The organism is Acinetobacter towneri, from assembly GCF_001758345.1.
Taxonomy (GTDB): Bacteria; Pseudomonadota; Gammaproteobacteria; order Pseudomonadales; family Moraxellaceae; genus Acinetobacter; species Acinetobacter towneri_A.
On the sequence record NZ_MKQS01000014.1, the window covers coordinates 36579 to 54644 of the forward strand.

An 18066-nucleotide genomic window follows, 5' to 3' on the forward strand; every position below is an offset into this window, starting at 1 on the left:
GAAAAGGCTGGCCAAAGCCAACCTTTTGCATATTTTTGAAGTTCTAAAATGAAAGGTTTTTTAGTAATCAAGCACGTTCTAATAGCACTGCAACTGCAGGTAAGGTTTTACCTTCGACAAATTCAAGGAATGCACCACCACCTGTAGAGATATAACCGATTTTGTCTGCAACGTCATATTTGTCAATTGCAGCTAAAGTGTCACCACCACCTGCAATAGAGAAACCTGCAGATTCTGCAATTGCCAATGAAAGTGCTTTGGTGCCTTCACCAAATTGATCAACTTCAAATACACCCACTGGGCCATTCCAAAGAATTGTTTTTGAAGTTTTTAAAATTTCTGCAAATGCTTTTGCAGTTTCTGGACCTACATCTAAAATCATGTCGTTGTCTGCAACATCTTCAACTTTTTTTACAGTTGCTTTCGCTGCTGCCAATGAACCCAAGAAATCTTCGAAGTTAATTTCAGCCGCATCTGCAACCACAACATCAGTTGGTAATGGTACAGAAACTTTTGCAGCAATTGCTTTAGCAGTGTCAATCAAATCATTTTCACATAATGATTTGCCTACGTTATAGCCTGCTGCAGCAAGGAAAGTATTGGCAATACCACCGCCTACAATGAGTTGATCACAAATATCAGACAATGAAGTTAATACATCTAACTTGGTCGATACTTTAGAACCTGCAACAATTGCTACCATTGGTTTTTCAGGTGTTTTTAAAGCACGACCCAAGGCATCTAATTCCGCAGCCAATAATGGGCCTGCTGCTGCAACTGGTGCCAAACGCGCAACGCCTTCGGTAGATGCTTCTGCACGGTGCGCGGTACCAAACGCATCCATCACAAATACATCACACAATGCTGCATATTTAGCGGCAAGTTCTGGGTTGTTTTTCTTTTCGCCATGGTTAAAACGGCAGTTTTCCAATAAAACCACTTGACCAGGAGCAACGTCTACACCCTCTAAATAGTCAGTGATTAGTTGAACATCTTGACCTAGCGCTTGGGTTAAATATGCAGCTACAGGTGCTAAAGATTGTTCAGCTTTTGGCTCACCTTCAACAGGACGACCTAAGTGAGAATACACCATCACTGCCGCACCTTTGGCAACAGCAGCTTGAATCGTTGGCAATGCCGCACGTAAACGTGCATCGCTGGTGATCACACCATTTTTAACAGGTACGTTTAAATCTTCACGAATAAGAACACGCTTACCTGCTAAATCGAGGTCAGTCATACGCTGAAAGTTCATGTATAGCTCACTTTATTGATATCAAAACGCCACGATTTTAAATGATTATGCAGAAAAAGGTTAGCAACTTTTGTAGAATTGCTGTTTAAAGCAAAAGTTTTGATTATGATAGAGAAAAGTCACCATCTTTCTAGAAACTATGTCTATTCATCCCGATCCAAATATCAATCGTTTAAATGTTTTGGGCGAAGCGCTCGCCAGTTGTTGCTTTGATCCTATTACTGGATATTTTCGTAACGGTTTTTGTCATACCGCCCCAACCGATTTAGGTCAGCATACCGTTTGTGCACAAATGACCTCTGACTTTTTAAATTTTTCGCAAAAAATTGGCAATGATTTAATCACGCCAGTACCTGAAGTTGGATTTCACGGCTTACAACCAGGTGATTTCTGGTGTATTTGCGTCACCAGTTGGGTTGAGGCCTATCAAGCAGGTCATGCGCCACCGATTAAAATTCAAGCCTGTCATCAATCCGTATTGTCTTATGTGCCTTTAGATATATTGATGGATTATGCAGTGTGATGATCTGATGCAACTTCCAGAAATTATTTTAGCATCAAGCAGTCAAACCCGTCAGCAATTGATGAATCGTCTACATTTGGCGTATAAGTCAATTTCACCTGATATTGATGAGTCTGCACAGGGTGAATTGCATGCAGATGATTTGGCACGACGCTTGGCTTTTGAAAAAGCACGCTGTATCGCGCAGCAATATCCTGATGCGATTGTGATTGGTTCAGATCAAGTGGCATGGCGTGAACAGCAGCCAGATATTTTTATAGGTAAACCGCTCACTTCAGAAAAAGCCATACAACAATTACAAGCCAATTCAGGTCAAACGGTTTATTTCAGTACTGCGCTGAGTGTGCAGCAGCAATCTACAGGCTTTGAACAAACGGTTGTAGAACACTACACAGTTAAATTCCGCAGCTTAACCGACAATGAAATTGCACGCTATGTTGCAAAGGAACAACCGCTAAATTGTGCAGGTAGTTTTATGTGCGAAGGTTTGGGCATTAGTCTGTTTGAAGCAATGCAAGGCAATGACCAAACCACCTTAATGGGTCTGCCGATGATTCAGTTATGCCGCATATTAAGAATGCTAAATATTCAAGTTCCCTAAGTTTTAAGCTGCGTCATTAAACAGTCGTGAATATTTATCAAATCCTCTAAATCACCTTGCCCTTTACAGCGACAAATTAGACAATATTGAGATTATTGATAAAACTTGCTTAGGCTATTTTATGTCGCAACCTTTAGATGTTTTGGGCGGAATTACCGCAGAACAATTCCTAAGTGAATATTGGCAAAAAAAACCACTTTTGGTACGCAATGCACTCCCAGAAATTGTCCACCTACTCGAACCTAGTGATGTGATGGAACTCGCTCTTGAAGAAGATGTGACTGCTCGTTTAATTAAACAAAAAGATCGTGATCCAAATCAATGGACTGTGAAATCATCACCACTGATTAAGGCAGATTTTCAAAAAATGCCAAAGTTATGGACGCTGTTGGTACAAGCCGTGGACCATTACTCTTTTGATCTCGCCGAACTTTGGAAAAAATTTCCTTTTATTCCGCAATGGCGACGTGATGACATTATGGTGTCTTATGCGCCTAAAGGCGGCTCTGTAGGTCAGCATTTTGATTTTTATGATGTGTTTTTACTACAAGGCTATGGACATCGCCGATGGCAACTTGGACAAATGTGTGATGCTGAAACCGAATTTGTCGCAGGACAACCTTTAAAATTATTGCCTGAAATGCAGGTCAATTTTGATGAAGTTCTTGCCCCTGGTGATTTACTCTATGTGCCACCGGGATTGGCACATTATGGAGTGGCAGAAGATGACTGTCTGACGTTCTCGTTCGGTTTCCGTATGCCGAATATTAGTGAAATGATGGATCGCGTGAGCGATAAATTCTCTGCCGATGAAATGTTACGCACGCCACTACAAGACATTGTTCGTGAAAAAAGTACGCAAATTGGCGAAATGACTGCGACAGAACTGGATTATCTAAAAGCAGAATTGTGGGCACGTTTGCAAAACTCATCTGTTTTGGATGATGCGATTTTAAGCTTAATGTCTGAACCGAAATATCCTGAAAATATTCCTGAAGTAGATGAAATGGGTGTAGGCGATTTAGAAGATGCGCTAGATCAGGGTTATCAAATCATGTTAGAACCCGCCTCTCGCCTGCTTTATGTAAATCAGCAAGATGCAGTTTTATTTTGGGCGAATGGTGAAGCGATTTGTGTCGCAGAAGAATCTATCGCCGTGCTGCAAAAAATCGCCAATGGTGAACGTGTGCTGCTCGATGAAAACCTTTACGATGCAGATATTCTGGAAAATTTGGTACAACTGCTCAATGAATCCATTTTAATGTTGTTACCTGCTGAAGACGCTTAAAATATTCGTTTGAGCCCCCCTCAAGATGATCAATTCAGCTTGGGGGAGTTTGGATGAGCGGGATCTAAAGTTAAAACTGCCTGAATTAACGTATAGCCAGGTGTCGAATTTAATTTTAATTGCCCGCCAACCCGTTCTAAACGCATTTTCATACTGCGTATCCCAATACTCATACCATGTTCAAGCACACTATTGGCTTCAAAACCTACCCCATCATCCTGAACTTTAAGTACCAATTGCGTCGGCGGTACAAATTGCATACTGACGGATACGTGCTTGGCTTGGCTGTGTTTAATCACATTGGTTAAACTTTCTTCTAATACCCGCATCAAAGTTAAGCACTGTAACGAATTCGGCTCAATCACCCATTCATTTGGAAAATCCCACTTGGAATGAATATCCATTTCATCCATCAATTGACTAAAACGATGACGTACTGGCGCGACCCAAATTTTAGGATTTTCAGGTACTTTAGAGCCAATGGAAGAACCACTATCAATAATTTGACGTAAATCATCGCGCAGTAATTTCAGCATAGATAAAAATTGCTGATTACTCATATTCTGTTCGCTTTGGTCGACCATAATCATGGAACGTACCAAAGATGCACCCAAACCATCATGCAAATCATGCGAGAGATGAATCCGTTCTTGCAAACGCACATTTTCCAATTCTAAATAATGCTTTTCTGACATACTACGTTTTAAATCATCACTAACTTCAAAAACTTTTAACTCTAAATCTTGATTAAATATTTCAATTTTTTGAATATTTCTTTTTAAACGTATGCCTAAAATAATCGCAATAAATAAAGTAATTACTGGCGAGGTATACGGTGATAATGGCTGATATAAACTTGCCGTTGCCGCATTACTTAAACGAAATACATCTACACCCGCAAAAAAGCCAATCAAGGTTAAACAAAATAGCAGCAGATATACTTCTGTTTTAGGAGATTTATACGTTAAATACGCCAAATAAAAATAAACCAGGACCAGTAAACTGGCATAACTTAAAAAGACAATCCCAAATACCAGTTTGACATAATCCAATGGCGTTAAAAACACACAAACGATTACCGCTAAACTCAGAATAAAAATACTTTCTTCCAATATTGGAAAGCGTTGATTAACAAACCTGATTAAATACAGACTAAAAGCTAAAACATAGAGGATAAAAAAGCTTAAATTGGCTTGAGATGCCACCAATACACTTGGGTATGGAAAGGTTTCTGTGGTTAAAAAATGAGAAATAAATAATAACCAGAATACACAACTCAGCGCAAACCAGCCAAAACTCGGTTCACGGCGTAAAAATAGCCAAATAATCAAACACAAAATGCCTAAAGTGGCAGATAAAATCGCATTAATTTCAAATAAAGTACGTTTATTCCATATACTTTGCTGGTGCTGTTCAATATTGTTATGCACATTATTAAAACTTATTTTTCCTATACCCGCATTTTGAAATGCGTATCCATTTACATAGACCAATATTTGATTTTTACCTTGTTTTAAACCAGCAATAGGTAAAATCCAGTAACGTGGCATATTCCAGCTTTTTGATAATGGTTCTTCTAAATGTTGGCTTGCCCAAAGTAAATCCTGATTTAGATAAACTGCCCCTGCACTATTTAAATAATCCAGCGCAAAAACGATAGGTTGATTTAAACGATATTCACTCTCACAAAACCACTCCCACTCTATTTTGTACCACACCCCACCATTATAATTTTTCCAGCGATCATCCCAAACGTCAGGCAGTTGTACATTTTCCCAACCCGTTTCAGGTTTTTTATTGTGTGAAGCTGTTTTGGCAGAGCTGATTGAAAGTACGTGCACATTACAGTATTGATTAATTGGATACACCACTTGCTGCGCATAGCTTTGCCATGCATAGAGCAATAACAACACGCCTAAACCACACTGCGAAAGCCTTTGAATCATAAAAGACCTAGAGTTCTAGCTGTACTGACAGCCTTAGTACGTTTAGTGACTGACAACTTCCGATAAATATGTTTGATATGACTTTCAACGGTATAACGCGACACAAATAATTGCTCAGCAATTTCACGGTTACTTAAGCCCTGCGCCACTAGATTTAAAATTTCTAATTCACGATTGGTGAGCTGTTCATAATTTGAGTTGAATGCTTGAGCATCCGCTTGACCTATTAAATCTTCGGTCAGCACAGGCACTTTTTGATGCGAAATTTGCGATAAAATTTCACGGGCAATAAATGGGTCTATGGGTGCGCCACCTCTTAAAATGCTGCGAATTGCGATAATAATTTCGTCATCGTCACGTTCTTTAAGCACATAGCCTGTTGCACCTGCTTGAATTGCAGAAAATAAGCTGTCTTGGGTGCTCCATGCAGAAATCACCAAAATTAATGCGCTCGGATCTCTAAAATGTAATTGTTCGATCAGCTCTTTACCATTGCCATCGGGCAAACCTAAATCGACCAAAGCCAAAGCAATTGGATGATCTTCTATACACGTCATTGCGGCTTTAAGATGACTCACGAAAAATAGCATGTCATCTTGATAGCCAATATCATTCAAAATTTTTCTAATACGTGACTGAATAATAGGCTCATCTTCAACAATTAAAACCGGTACGGGTAATATCGCTTCCATTTCTGCCATCATTCATCCCCTTTATTATGTTTGTAAATATATCAATCGTTTTGATGTAAACACTATCCCTAGAATTAAGGAGTTTTTCAAATTTAGCTTATTTTATAAACTTGAGCATAACACTGAAACATGAAACTCGAGCATGAAATAAAAAATAAATGAGAAGAGAATTACTATTTTATTTTTAGAAGTTGCTTCGTATTTTAATGAATAGCGCAGCATAAATATGCTTTTATGCCAAGAACAACCTCAAAGCAAATCTAGAACCGTATTTAAAAGATGGCCGATAAATTAATAATAAATTTTGGAGCTATGCGCATGCAAAAAGGCAGGAATCAGACCTGTTAAAGCCGCACGAATATCCGCACGTTCATTGATTAATTGATGTGAGCCTTCCTCTAACATAAGTAAGGTTTGCAGGCGGAATTTTCGCCGAATAAACTCAATGTTATAGCGCCAATCAACGGTTTGATCTTGTGCTCCTTGTGCCAACCAAACAGGTATACGGCAAGCTGGACGCTCTTCCATCTCCAACATCCATTTAGACATGGCTAAAATCCAATCCATACCCATCATTCTAGGTTGCAGAGGGTCTTTTAAACGCACAAAGCGTAAAAATTCAGGATTATGATTATTACGTCGGAAATGTCGCGGCACTTCACGCTTAATTCGGCGGATAATGCCCAGACCAACGGAGTTATGCCACCATGCCGATTTTGCTGGACGAATCAAAGGTGATAAGAGCAACACACGCTCTACAAATGGATTTTCACGACGCTGTGCAAACTCCAACAAATGATGCATCCAAATTRCACCGCCCGTACTTTGTCCAATGCCTAACCATGGTTTTGGCAATTGATCGGCATTTTTTACATATTGATAAACTGCATGTAATACATGTTGATAATGATCAAAATTTTTGATGTTGGCAGGAGAACCATCGCTCAAACCATGTCCAGGTAAATCATAAGTCAGAACACTAAAGCCCTGCTCTAATAACTCTTTGACGATAGGTTGATAAATCCCGCTATGTTCCAAATAGCCATGCAGCAAAAATACCGTACCCTGCACTTTATCAAATTTGGTTTTGCTCAAATCGGGTTGAAAAATCTGCACATGCAATTTAAACAACGGCATTTGTACATAGCCTTGCCAATGCGCACAGTCCAACAAATGAAAACCATAAAGCTGTCGATAAGCTTGTAACTCAACACTCGGTTCAAAGGCACGATTCAAATTTAAAGGTTGTAAAATTTGTGGTGTGGTTTCCCGACTCGGCACAGGCAAATCTAATTGCTTCAACACACTTGGGTTTAAAAATGGAATATCAGGCATTATGGCACCTCGCGACATGCGCTAGAACCAATCAAGACATCCCGAATGGTGGCAAGCATTTCATAATTGGCACGGCGGCTGTGATCATAATTTTGTTCACTTGGACGCCATACAGTCAGTTGAGTCGGCATTGGAGCTTCGACAGGAATCGTTTCAATTCCATTTAAAGCAAATAAACGGCGAGTGCGTGGCATGTGATAACGGTCTGTAATCAAAATCACTGTCGGCGCTCCCCCCTTTTTTTGTAATAATAAAGAACTAAAACGTGAATTTTCACAAGTATTCATGCTGCGATCTTCTAATAATTTTGCATCGACATCATATTTTTTTAACCAACGCTGCATATAAGGTGCTTCAACACCACTCAATACAATCGGCAATTGATATTGTTTCACAACAGCCAAAGTCGTTTCTAAACGCAAACGTGTGTAGTCATTGACCACAATATCTTTGCCATTATCATCTAAAGTTAAGCCACCACCTAAAACCACAATCGCATAAGGTTTAGAATTTGCAGGTATTTTGGGAATATTTTGTTGCTGAATTAAGGCAATATCTTTAAAGATTTCTTCATCTATAGGCTCACTTTCGGTTTCGGCAATTTTATGAGTGCTTAAAAACTCCAAGTATTGTTCCATGAGTGCCTGATTTTCATGACTATCCAAATTGAGCAAGGCTTTTACATTTTCGGATGGGTCTTCTACAACCGCTTCAGAAGCTGCATTAGACACCAACAATGGGACTTGCGGCAACTCTTGTTCTGAGGCTATTTTTTTTTGCGTTTGTTCTTCTAAAATAAGCGCTTGTAAGGCTTTATAACGTGCCTGAATTAAAGTTAAATTTTGCGAATTTTTAGATTGGATTTCTTGCTCCATGAGCTTCAGATAAGCTTGTCGGGCAATCCATAAATCTGAACCGGGCTCCAAACTGTCTTGATCACTAAAAGCCGCCATTTGCTGACTTTTTGCTGCCACTTGATTCACTTCTACAGGCACCAAAGTGTTCAGCGTTTTGACCACCAAAGTAGAATAAAAAGGTGAATAAATAAAAATCATGAATGCTGCAAACAATACAAAGAGCACGGCAGCAATTTGTACCAATCTGAGCATCCAATGATTCTGTTTCATCTTCACTTAACCTACAGGTTGATGTGCACGAATCAAACCTGATTCATCAAATAACACAGGTTCAGGTTCGAGTGAAATACCAAAACGGTTCAAAACATCTTGCTGCACAGCACGATAGGTGTGTTGCACATCTGCCAAAGTGGCATCGGCATAATTGACTAAAACCAACGCTTGTTTATGAAACATACCCACCGCACCCAGTTGTTTTCCCTTCCAGCCAGCTTGATCAATCAACCAGCCTGCTGCAATTTTAACTTGCGCATTTGGCTGTGGGTAATGGGGTAAATTTGGAAATTGTGCTGCAATTTGGTCAAATTGCTGAGTCGAAATCACAGGATTTTTAAAGAAACTGCCAACGTTTGGATATTCTGCAGGATTCGGTAGTTTACTTTGACGAATTTGAATGACTTGTTGCTGCAAGTTTTCAGCAGTTTGCTCATCGCCCACAGCAGCTTTTAAGTCACCATAATTTAATTTTAACACTGCCTGTTTTAACAGTCTAAAAGTCACATGGGTAATGATGTAACGGTTGGGATGATCTTTAAAAATACTGTGTCGATAGGCAAACTGACAATCTGCTGCGGCAATTGAGCTCAATTGTTGCCGTTCACGGTCATAGACCTGCACAGATTCAATAAACTCACCCACTTCAACACCATAGGCGCCAATATTTTGTACAGGTGAAGCGCCTACCAAACCTGGAATCAAAGCCAGATTTTGCAGACCATATAATTTTTGCTCCGTGCTCCATAACACAAAATCATGCCAGACTTGCCCTGCACCTACTTTTAGGGTGACACTTGCATCATCTTCAGCACATTTTTCGATGCCTTGAATATCCATGTGCATGACCAAGGCATGAAGATGTTCAGGCAATAACATATTGCTACCACCTGACAATATCAGCACATTTAATTGTTCTTTCTGCGCAAATGCTAAAGCATCCTGCACATCTTGAATATTTGCAACTTTGACATAATGCGATGCAGTTGCATCTAAATTGAGCGTATTGAAAGGTTTGAGTTGCATGTTGTAGTGAATGTGCATGACTTAAACCTTCAATTCAAATTGTTGTTGTAAAACTTTCACCCATGCGCGACTACTCGACTCGCATTGATCGAGCACCCGCTCGAAACCATCGGCTTCGCCATAATAAGGATCGGGTAATTCTTGCTGCGTATAATGCGGATCGTGTTCGCTCATTAAAGCAATTTCAGCGCGCAAACTGCCCAGTTCAGCTTCAGCACGACGCATTAAAGATTGAATATTGCTTAAGTTTTCAAAATCCATCGCCAAAATCAAATCAAACTCGACAAAGTCTTGTATATTTAACTGACGCGCACGCAGTCTAGATAAATCATAACCGCGCTTAAGCGCATGTTTTTGACTGCGTAAATCTGGGGCTTTGCCTGGGTGATAATTACTGGTTCCAGCAGAATCTACCCACACATTGAGTTGTTGTTCATCACAAAAATGTTGAAGTACAATTTCTGCCGTTGGAGAGCGGCAAATATTTCCCAAACAAACACATAACACCTTATATGGCGTTTTGGATGACATAAACAACCTCAAAGCTACTTTATTTTTAAGAGTCTTATGTTAAGTTATTTATGATATGAATCCTATATCGAGACCCTACAATAATGTTGAATTAGGTATAAAAATTAGGAATAAAGACGATGCAGCATTTTCCATTTCAAACGGTTGGCAACATTATTTCTGGATTAGGTTCAATTTCTGAACTAAAAACTGTTTTAACCGAAAAAAATTATAAGCGTTTGTTATTGGTCACCGATGCTGGCATTTTACAACATCAATTGCATCAACCTATTTTAGAAATTTTAGAGCAGCTACAACTGGACTATGCCATTTACTCGAATGTGCAAGCCGACCCCGCAGAACAGATTGTGTTAGAAGCGGTTGATTTTGCTAAACAGAAAAATATTGATGTTGTATTAGGTTTTGGTGGCGGTAGTGCAATGGACGTCGCCAAAATTATTGCAGTGCTGAGTCATCCTGAACAAAGTCAAGAATTGTCAGACTTATATGGTGTCGGCAATGCTCAAGCACCACGTTTACCACTCATTTTAGTTCCCACTACAGCAGGCACAGGTTCAGAAGTCACACCAATTTCCATTGTAACTACTGGTGCAACCAGTAAAACAGGTATTGTTTCTCCTATTTTATATGCCGATGTTGCCATTTTAGATGCCAATTTTACCCGTAATCTTCCAGCACAGATCACTGCAGCCACAGGTATAGATGCGATGGTACATGCCATTGAAGCCTATACCTCAAAAATCAAAAAAAATGCGTATTCAGATTTACTGGCAAAACATGCGCTACGTTTACTTGATCAAAACCTAAAATTAGTGCTTGAAGATGGCAGCAATATGCAAGCACGGCAAAACATGCTGTTTGGTTCAATGCTGGCAGGACAAGCCTTTGCGAATGCTCCTGTGGCAGCGGTGCATGCACTTGCCTATCCATTGGGTGGGCATTTCCATATTTCACATGGACATAGCAATGCATTGGTACTGACCGAAGTTTTAAAATTTAATGCACCTGCTGCCAAACAGTATTATGCAGAATTGATGTGTTGCTTAGACCCACGCAGCAAAGGCTGCACAGATGGATTATGTGATTTGTTTATTGATCATTTACAAAATCATTTAGATCAAAGTGGCTTGGTGTTAAAACTTAATGCACTAGGCATAGCAGAAAATATGCTGCCACAACTGGCAGAAGACGCGATGCTACAAAGCCGTTTACTGCTAAATAACCCCAGAGCAATGCAAATGCAGGATGCTTTAAAAATTTACCAAGCCATTTATGCTTAACTTTTTGTACTTAACTTGCTGTATTTAAATTTATAAACCACAGATTCAGCTTGTGCTTAACAAAATAAGACTGGTTTAATTCAACCTAAAAGTTTCGTCAATAAAATCTGAAAACAGACTTATTTCAACTGAATGTTATGTAATTCACCATCAAAATTTTGCAAAATATCTTTCACAATCGGTTCTTGATGCAGCAAATTTTCAGCACGTTGGTAAGCCCGTTGTTTGCGCTGTTGCTGCAAAATATATGGCGTTGTCTCATCCACATTTTCATATTGCACTTTAAACAGCGTTTTACTCCACTGTTCTTTTAAAGCACTTTCTAAAGCATGTTGCAGTTGAGTCAATAACTGCTGATATTGCTCAGGAATATGAAAAACTGATTCAGCATTAATCTTACCCTTCATCACACCCTGCTGCGCTAATTCTTGCACGGCAGGCGATAACTCGCTGTGTCTAAACCAATATTCCCACTTGTCTAAAGTCCACTCACCTTCTAAAGCTTGCGGCTGTAAACGCAGAATATCCTGCGGCATTAATTGATCATCGGCATTGGATGGTGTKGTTTGTTGCTGTTGCGCTGTCACATTGGCAACACTTGGTTCGACTTCAGCTGCTGCTAAATCAAATAAAGCGCTTTCTGCATCATTTGCATTTGGCGTAACTACCGATGAAGCATCATTCGATTGTGGTGTAGATGAAACAGGCAATGTTTCAGCTGATGCAGCAAGATCGTCTAATGGTGCAACTGCATCAAAACTTTCTAGCAAGAATTCATCATGACTGTGCACATCAGACGCTGCACTTAGCGATGCAGTTTCTTCATCTAAACCAAACAATTGCGCTTCTGCATTTGGATCAAACACGATAGATTCAGATTGTGTATCCTCTGCTTGCATTGCAGTTTCTTCATTCACTGCAGGTTCTGACACAGTTTCTGACAATATGGTCGCTGTGGAATGAAGTGCTTGCAGATTCGTTGGTTGCTGAGTCGCCTGTTGAGCTTGAGGTGGTAAAGCTTCAGGTTCACTTTCATATAAAAAATCATCTGAAGAAGATTCTACAATATGGGTCTGTGCCGTGGTGTGATCTGAATAATCGTCATCTTCACAGTCAAATCCATCAAGATCAGGCACAACTGCATGCTCAGATTGAAGATCAGGTGTTGCAACAGCATCCAATGCAGTCACTTGCTGTTCTGTTTGCATTGTATTTGAAGTTGCCGCAACTTGTTGAGCTTGCTCCATCTGGGCAACTGGCTGGGCAGTCGTTGTTTGCACCGTGTTTTGTGGTGCAGCAACCATCACTTCATTGGCTTGCAAAGGTCGAAATGCAAGTAAACGCAGTACGCACATTTCAAAGCCTTGTTCTTGGGTCACGGCAATTTGTAAATCTGCGCGTCCTTTACAGGCAATTTGATAATAGAGTTGCAAATCTTGTGCAGAGATCAGACCCGCAAGCTGTTGAATTTTTTGGTTAATTTCAGCACTGTATTTCAGGTTTAAATCTGGTAGATATTGCATGATTGCCAATTCATGCAGTGTCGAAATCAACTGATCCAACACCAAAGAAACATCTAAAGCTTGTTGTCTAAATTGTAATAAGAGCTGACTTACACGCTGCTGTTGGTTTTGATGAATCGCTAAAATCAAATCATAGATAATGGTGCGGTCAATTAGACCTAGCATGTCTTTCACATCTTGATGATGAATTTCACCCTGACCATAAGCAATGGCTTGGTCTGTCAAAGACATCGCATCACGCAAAGAACCTTGCGCAGATTCAGCAATCTGCCAAATCGCATCTTGCTCTGCAACAATCTGTTCTTTGGCTAAAATATCCGTTAAATGACTGGTAATTTCATCGACCTGCAATGGACGCAAAGTAAATTGCAAACAGCGAGAAATCACAGTAATAGGGAGTTTTTGTGGGTCTRTGGTCGCAAACAGAAACTTCACATGCTCAGGCGGTTCTTCCAATGTTTTCAGCAAAGCATTGAATGAATGCGTAGACAGCATATGCACTTCGTCAATCAGATAAACCTTAAAACGTCCCTGAGTCGGTGCATAAGGTACGTTATCGAGTAACTCACGCGTGTCTTCAACTTTGGTACGTGATGCCGCATCAATTTCGATTAAATCAATAAAACGACCCTCATTGACCGCGGTACAGGTCGGACAGACTTCACATGGGGTAGAGGTTACGCCTGTTTCACAGTTCAGGCATTTGGCCAAAATACGCGCAATGGTAGTTTTACCTACGCCACGTGTTCCCGTAAAAAGATAAGCATGGTGCAAACGACTACGTTCTAAAGCGCTGCTCAATGCCCGTGATACATGGTTTTGTCCCACTAATTCATTAAAATTACGAGGACGATATTTACGCGCAAGTACCTGATACATGAATGCTCCTTTTTACAGGTATAAGCATACTGTTTTTTTGGCAAAGAGTGAACGCACATTCACGCCTAAAACCATCCTTTACGCCCTTGCAATTGCTGATCTGCACAGCGAATGGCTTCCTGACTCAGTCCCCAAAGTCGATAATCACCAATTAAAGAACCTGCAGCGAAATTATGGGTATAAGCAAAACTGAGCTGTCGGTCTGGGTCACACCATGCGCCTGAACCATTAAAACCCATGTGTCCAAAACCTTGTGAGCGTTTACCCAAACTTAATACGCGGTGATAGCCCAATCGCCAATGCATCGGGATAGGCATGACCCGATCACGCTTCACATATTGCACTTGGCTTAATTGCTGAAAAACTTCAGGCTGAATCAATTGCCGACCTTGCCATGATCCACCCTGCGCCAACATGGCATAAATACGTGCCAAACTTTGGGCAGTAAATACACCATTAGCCGCAGGAATCACGGCTTGTAAACCTGTATCGCTAAAAAAACTAAAATTTTTCATGCCTTTGGGAATCATCCCATCCTGAAAGTCTTGCGGATTTTGTCCACTCCATGCAATAACTTTATCGAATATTGATACAGAACGTTTGCTCGATTTAGTTTGGCTTTGAATTTTAGCTGTCTGTTTATTTGTGGGTGATGCATCTGTTTGCACTAATGTTGCACTAGTTTTAAAAGGTCGTGCCACACGGGAAAGCTCAAATGCRGGCACACCAAAATACGCCCCATCCAAAGCCAAAGGTTCAACCAAGTATTGCTGCATCAGTTCAGCTAATGTTCGACCTGTAGCTTTTTCTAAAATCCCACCGACCAGCCAACCAAAAGTTAAAGGTTGATATGCCCCCTCACTAGCCACATCAAAACGAGGCTTGGCTTGAGCCAACACATTCAGCATATGCGACCAATCTGCCATTTCAGTCGCATCGGCAATGAGGTTACGTATGTCATATAAACCACTTTGATGACTCAGTACGTGTCTTAAGGTCATCAATGCTTTGCCATTTTGGGCGAATTCAGGCCAGTATAAATAAATGGGAGTATCGTAATCGACTAATCTGTGACTGACCAAAATATGCGCCAGTGTCGCTAATACACCTTTGCCTGTGGAATAACATACCGATAACGTATCAGCTTGCCAGTCTTCATCTGGCGACTTTTTACCTGTGTAAATATCAACGACTTTCTGACCTTGAAAGTACACCGCTAAAGCAGCTCCGCCCTGTTGGCTACGTGCATTTTGCAAACGGCTAAATTGCATCGCTAAATCACGAAATTCAGGTGCAACCCATCCACGATAATTTTCAGTTTCAGCAAAAATATAATCCTTTAAATGTTGCATCGTCCTGTCTATCTCGTTTTTATTATTAATAAAAATCTAGCGCAAATAAAAAGCCTAAATCCAAAGGATTTAGGCTTTCGATCACTGAATTAAAGCGCGGTGACAACACCTGTCACGTGCGGTTTTTGGTTTTTACTGTTTCGAATTAAAAAGTCTGTATTTTTAGCTTCAGTTGCAGTTAAAAACTCAACTTTAGATGGCAAATACATAGGTAACTTAAACCAGACATCGGCTTCATAGGCATCTGGCAGAGTCAAACTCGATAAGGCTTTGGCTTTGCTCCACATGCCATGCGCAATTGCTTGTTTAAAGCCAAATGCTTTTGCAGTAATCGCGTGGATATGAATTAAGTTAAAATCGCCAGACGTTAAGGCATAACGGCGACCTGTATTTTCAGAAATATACCATTCAGCTTGAACGGCAAAGTTTGGCGCTTTGCTTTCTGCAGATTTTGCAGCTGCTTTAGTGGTGGTTTTTTGACGTGCTAAATACGTGGTTAAACCTTGCATCACCACCTCATTACCTACTTTAACAGTAGTAATAAAATCAAACTGTACGCCTTTATCATGTGGTTGTAATTCACCAAATTTACATGACAAGGTCAGTTGTTCATTCAATCCAACTTTACGGCTTTGTTTAACTTGATTACGAATATGCACCAAGCCCAAAATTGCAAATGGAAACGCTTCTTGGGTCATCATGTGCATTTGCAGACTTTGTGACAATACAGCCAAATAAATTGCAGGAATATAGCCGTTGTTTTTAAACCCTGTCACTGCGTTATAGGCTTTTAAATGCTTTTGGTCGACTTTGAATGAATCTACCACATATTCAACTTGCGGCAGAACTTTTTCACCTTTTGGCTTTTTAAAAATTAAGCCCTGAATCACTTTTGGATAGGCTAAATAGGGTTTTGGAAGTTGACTAAAGTGGCGAGTATTCATACTGAACCTTTGAGAAGTTTTTTCTAATTTATTGAAGGGAGTCCTCTCTCCCACTGGGAGAGAGCTAGAGAGAGGGTTAATAATATACCCCTTACCCCCTCTCCTAAATCCTCTCTAATAGGTAGAGGATTTAGTGTTAAGCCCCTAACAAGCTTTGACCACAAACACGTACCACGTTGCCGTTAATACCTGTCGATGCCGATGAAGCAAAGTAAGCAATGGTTTCTGCAACGTCTACAGGTAAACCACCTTGGCTCATAGAGTTCATACGACGACCAGCTTCACGAATAGCAAAAGGAATTGCCGCGGTCATTTGCGTTTCAATAAAGCCAGGTGCAACGGCATTAATCGTGATCCCGTTGTTTAACACAGGGGCAGTAAATTTCACTACGCCAATCACACCTGCTTTGGATGCTGCATAGTTGGTTTGACCTAAGTTGCCTGCAATACCTGAAATAGAAGATACGCAAATAATACGCCCATTAGCATTTAAACCATCATTTGCCAATAAGTAATCGTTGACACGCTCAATTGCAGACAAGTTGATGTTAATGACTAAATCCCAAAGCTCTGGTTTCATATTTGCCAAAGTTTTGTCACGTGTAATCCCTGCGTTATGCACAATAATGTCTAAACCGCCTTGTGCAGCGGCAGCTGTTTTAATTTGCTCGCCTGCATCTGCAGCAGTAATGTCAATTGCTAAGGTTGAACCACCAATTTCAGCCGCAACACGGTCTAAATCTGCTTGTTGTTGCGGTACGTYTAGGCAAATCACGTGCGCACCATCACGTGCCAATACATGCGCAATTGCTTCACCAATACCGCGGCTTGCACCTGTCACCACTGCAGTTTTACCTGCCAATGGTTTTGCCCAATCTACCTCTACAGTTACAGCATTCGAGACACGAATCACCTGACCTGACACATAAGCTGAACGTGGTGAAATGGCAAAACGTAACGTAGATTCTAAGTTTGCTGCGGCACCTTGATCGACATAAATTAAGTTAGCCGCAATACCTTTTTTAAACTCTTTGCCTACTGATTTAACAAAACCTTCCAAAGCACGTTGTGCAATGGCTTTTTTTACACTGCCTGCAGTTTCTGGTGTAGTGCCAACCACAACCACGCGACCCGAAGCCTGAATTTGGCGTGAGATTGGGTTAAAGAACTCATAAAGTGCTTTTAATTGTTCAGAGTTTTCAATACCTGAAGCATCAAACACCACCACTTTAAATTTAGATTCTTTATCGCCTGGATTGAATGCACCTAAATTTAAGCCCACTTTTGCCGCAGCTTGTTGCAATTCTGCATTGTTACCTGCATAACTGTTGGCATGTACATTAGCTAAAACTTGTGCAATTGATGCAGACAAATCACTTGCAGGGGCTGCACCTAAAAGTACTGCACCTTTTACCACTGGTGTTGCAGACTCAAAACGATCTAAAAAAGTTGGGGATGGTAAACCCAAATTTTTAATGACAAATTTACCAATAGGAGATTTTGCAAATGTTTGATATTGATCAGTCATGATTATTATCTCTCATAAATTCATTTTTGATGGATTACACGATATCTTATCTTTTAACATCAATTTTGATGCCAAATACCCACATTTCAATAGCGTTACCCGTTTGTGTTAAATCATACTTGAGTTAATTATGAGATGTCTTGACCTGAATGCATTCCGCAATGTCATTGTAGTCAATACAGCTGTCATACTATTGTGCTAATGTACACATCAAGTAGACCTTTAACATGCTT

Annotated in this window: 15 protein-coding genes; 4 read left to right on the forward strand and 11 right to left on the reverse strand. The window is 40.3% G+C overall.

Annotated features, from left to right (window positions below):
• Window positions 1-67: 67 nt before the first annotated feature.
• Window positions 68-1255 carry a phosphoglycerate kinase gene (locus tag BJN41_RS08925; protein WP_070154651.1) on the reverse strand — a complete coding sequence of 396 codons (1188 nt, stop codon included), beginning with the start codon at window positions 1253-1255 and terminating at the stop codon, window positions 68-70.
• 139 nt (window positions 1256-1394) lie between these two features.
• On the opposite strand from BJN41_RS08925, the gene BJN41_RS08930 reads away from it, so the two are divergent.
• The 3 genes from BJN41_RS08930 to BJN41_RS08940 all read left to right on the forward strand — a co-directional run bounded on the left by BJN41_RS08930 (window position 1395) and on the right by BJN41_RS08940 (window position 3667).
• A complete protein-coding gene (locus BJN41_RS08930) occupies window positions 1395-1778 on the forward strand; it encodes a DUF2237 family protein (RefSeq protein ID WP_019837249.1) in 384 nt (127 codons plus the stop codon).
• Window positions 1779-1785: 7 nt separating this feature from the next.
• The gene (locus tag BJN41_RS08935) at window positions 1786-2379 is read left to right on the forward strand and encodes a Maf family protein (protein WP_026438126.1); all 594 of its coding nucleotides are present in this window, start codon (window positions 1786-1788) and stop codon (window positions 2377-2379) included.
• Window positions 2380-2500: 121 nt separating this feature from the next.
• The gene (locus BJN41_RS08940) at window positions 2501-3667 is read left to right on the forward strand and encodes a cupin domain-containing protein (protein WP_070154653.1); all 1167 of its coding nucleotides are present in this window, start codon (window positions 2501-2503) and stop codon (window positions 3665-3667) included.
• A 29-nt stretch (window positions 3668-3696) separates the two neighbouring features.
• On the opposite strand, the gene BJN41_RS08945 is transcribed toward BJN41_RS08940, so the two are convergent.
• The 6 genes from BJN41_RS08945 to BJN41_RS08970 form a co-directional block, all read right to left on the reverse strand.
• Window positions 3697-5613: an ATP-binding protein gene (locus BJN41_RS08945; protein WP_070154655.1), complete on the reverse strand. Its 1917-nt coding sequence runs from the start codon at window positions 5611-5613 to the stop codon at window positions 3697-3699.
• Window positions 5610-6314 (reverse strand): LuxR C-terminal-related transcriptional regulator, encoded by a 705-nt coding sequence (locus BJN41_RS08950; protein WP_019837245.1) that lies wholly within the window; start codon window positions 6312-6314, stop codon window positions 5610-5612. The genes BJN41_RS08945 and BJN41_RS08950 overlap by 4 nt, the downstream gene beginning before the upstream one ends.
• A 282-nt stretch (window positions 6315-6596) precedes the next feature.
• Window positions 6597-7640, reverse strand: a complete 1044-nt coding sequence (locus BJN41_RS08955) for an alpha/beta hydrolase (protein WP_070154657.1) — start codon at window positions 7638-7640, stop codon at window positions 6597-6599.
• Window positions 7640-8767 carry a YdcF family protein gene (locus BJN41_RS08960; RefSeq protein WP_026438125.1) on the reverse strand — a complete coding sequence of 376 codons (1128 nt, stop codon included), beginning with the start codon at window positions 8765-8767 and terminating at the stop codon, window positions 7640-7642. Before BJN41_RS08960 ends, BJN41_RS08955 begins: the two co-directional genes overlap by 1 nt.
• Before the next feature lie 6 nt (window positions 8768-8773).
• A complete protein-coding gene (gene murB, locus BJN41_RS08965) occupies window positions 8774-9814 on the reverse strand; it encodes a UDP-N-acetylmuramate dehydrogenase (RefSeq protein ID WP_026438124.1) in 1041 nt (346 codons plus the stop codon).
• 3 nt (window positions 9815-9817) lie between these two features.
• Window positions 9818-10327, reverse strand: coding sequence for a low molecular weight protein-tyrosine-phosphatase (locus BJN41_RS08970; protein WP_070154659.1), 510 nt, complete (start codon window positions 10325-10327; stop codon window positions 9818-9820).
• Between the two features lie 119 nt (window positions 10328-10446).
• On the opposite strand from BJN41_RS08970, the gene BJN41_RS08975 reads away from it, so the two are divergent.
• Window positions 10447-11607, forward strand: coding sequence for an iron-containing alcohol dehydrogenase (locus tag BJN41_RS08975; protein WP_070154660.1), 1161 nt, complete (start codon window positions 10447-10449; stop codon window positions 11605-11607).
• Between the two features lie 119 nt (window positions 11608-11726).
• Here the strand turns inward: BJN41_RS08975 and dnaX are convergent, their stop codons facing one another.
• The 4 genes from dnaX to BJN41_RS08995 all read right to left on the reverse strand — a co-directional run bounded on the left by dnaX (window position 11727) and on the right by BJN41_RS08995 (window position 17833).
• Entirely contained in the window at window positions 11727-14009 is a 2283-nt protein-coding gene (gene dnaX / locus BJN41_RS08980; protein WP_070154662.1) for a DNA polymerase III subunit gamma/tau, read from the reverse strand.
• Window positions 14010-14074: 65 nt separating this feature from the next.
• A complete protein-coding gene (locus BJN41_RS08985; protein WP_070154664.1) occupies window positions 14075-15361 on the reverse strand; it encodes a serine hydrolase domain-containing protein in 1287 nt (428 codons plus the stop codon).
• An 89-nt stretch (window positions 15362-15450) separates the two neighbouring features.
• Complete coding sequence (locus tag BJN41_RS08990; protein ID WP_070154666.1) at window positions 15451-16305, reverse strand: MaoC family dehydratase; 855 nt, start codon at window positions 16303-16305, stop codon at window positions 15451-15453.
• Window positions 16306-16441: 136 nt separating this feature from the next.
• Window positions 16442-17833, reverse strand: a complete 1392-nt coding sequence (locus tag BJN41_RS08995) for a 3-oxoacyl-ACP reductase (protein WP_070154667.1) — start codon at window positions 17831-17833, stop codon at window positions 16442-16444.
• Between the last annotated feature and the right edge of the window lie 233 nt (window positions 17834-18066).

What these genes read in the sequence shown, in the direction of transcription:
- BJN41_RS08925 (WP_070154651.1), bottom strand. Translation starts at nt 1,255, where the DNA reads ATGAACTTTCAGCGTATGACTGACCTCGATTTAGCAGGTAAGCGTGTT.
- BJN41_RS08930 (WP_019837249.1), top strand. Translation starts at nt 1,395, where the DNA reads ATGTCTATTCATCCCGATCCAAATATCAATCGTTTAAATGTTTTGGGC.
- BJN41_RS08935 (WP_026438126.1), top strand. Translation starts at nt 1,786, where the DNA reads ATGCAACTTCCAGAAATTATTTTAGCATCAAGCAGTCAAACCCGTCAG.
- BJN41_RS08940 (WP_070154653.1), top strand. Translation starts at nt 2,501, where the DNA reads ATGTCGCAACCTTTAGATGTTTTGGGCGGAATTACCGCAGAACAATTC.
- BJN41_RS08945 (WP_070154655.1), bottom strand. Translation starts at nt 5,613, where the DNA reads ATGATTCAAAGGCTTTCGCAGTGTGGTTTAGGCGTGTTGTTATTGCTC.
- BJN41_RS08950 (WP_019837245.1), bottom strand. Translation starts at nt 6,314, where the DNA reads ATGGCAGAAATGGAAGCGATATTACCCGTACCGGTTTTAATTGTTGAA.
- BJN41_RS08960 (WP_026438125.1), bottom strand. Translation starts at nt 8,767, where the DNA reads ATGAAACAGAATCATTGGATGCTCAGATTGGTACAAATTGCTGCCGTG.
- murB (WP_026438124.1), bottom strand. Translation starts at nt 9,814, where the DNA reads ATGCACATTCACTACAACATGCAACTCAAACCTTTCAATACGCTCAAT.
- BJN41_RS08970 (WP_070154659.1), bottom strand. Translation starts at nt 10,327, where the DNA reads ATGTCATCCAAAACGCCATATAAGGTGTTATGTGTTTGTTTGGGAAAT.
- BJN41_RS08975 (WP_070154660.1), top strand. Translation starts at nt 10,447, where the DNA reads ATGCAGCATTTTCCATTTCAAACGGTTGGCAACATTATTTCTGGATTA.
- BJN41_RS08990 (WP_070154666.1), bottom strand. Translation starts at nt 16,305, where the DNA reads ATGAATACTCGCCACTTTAGTCAACTTCCAAAACCCTATTTAGCCTAT.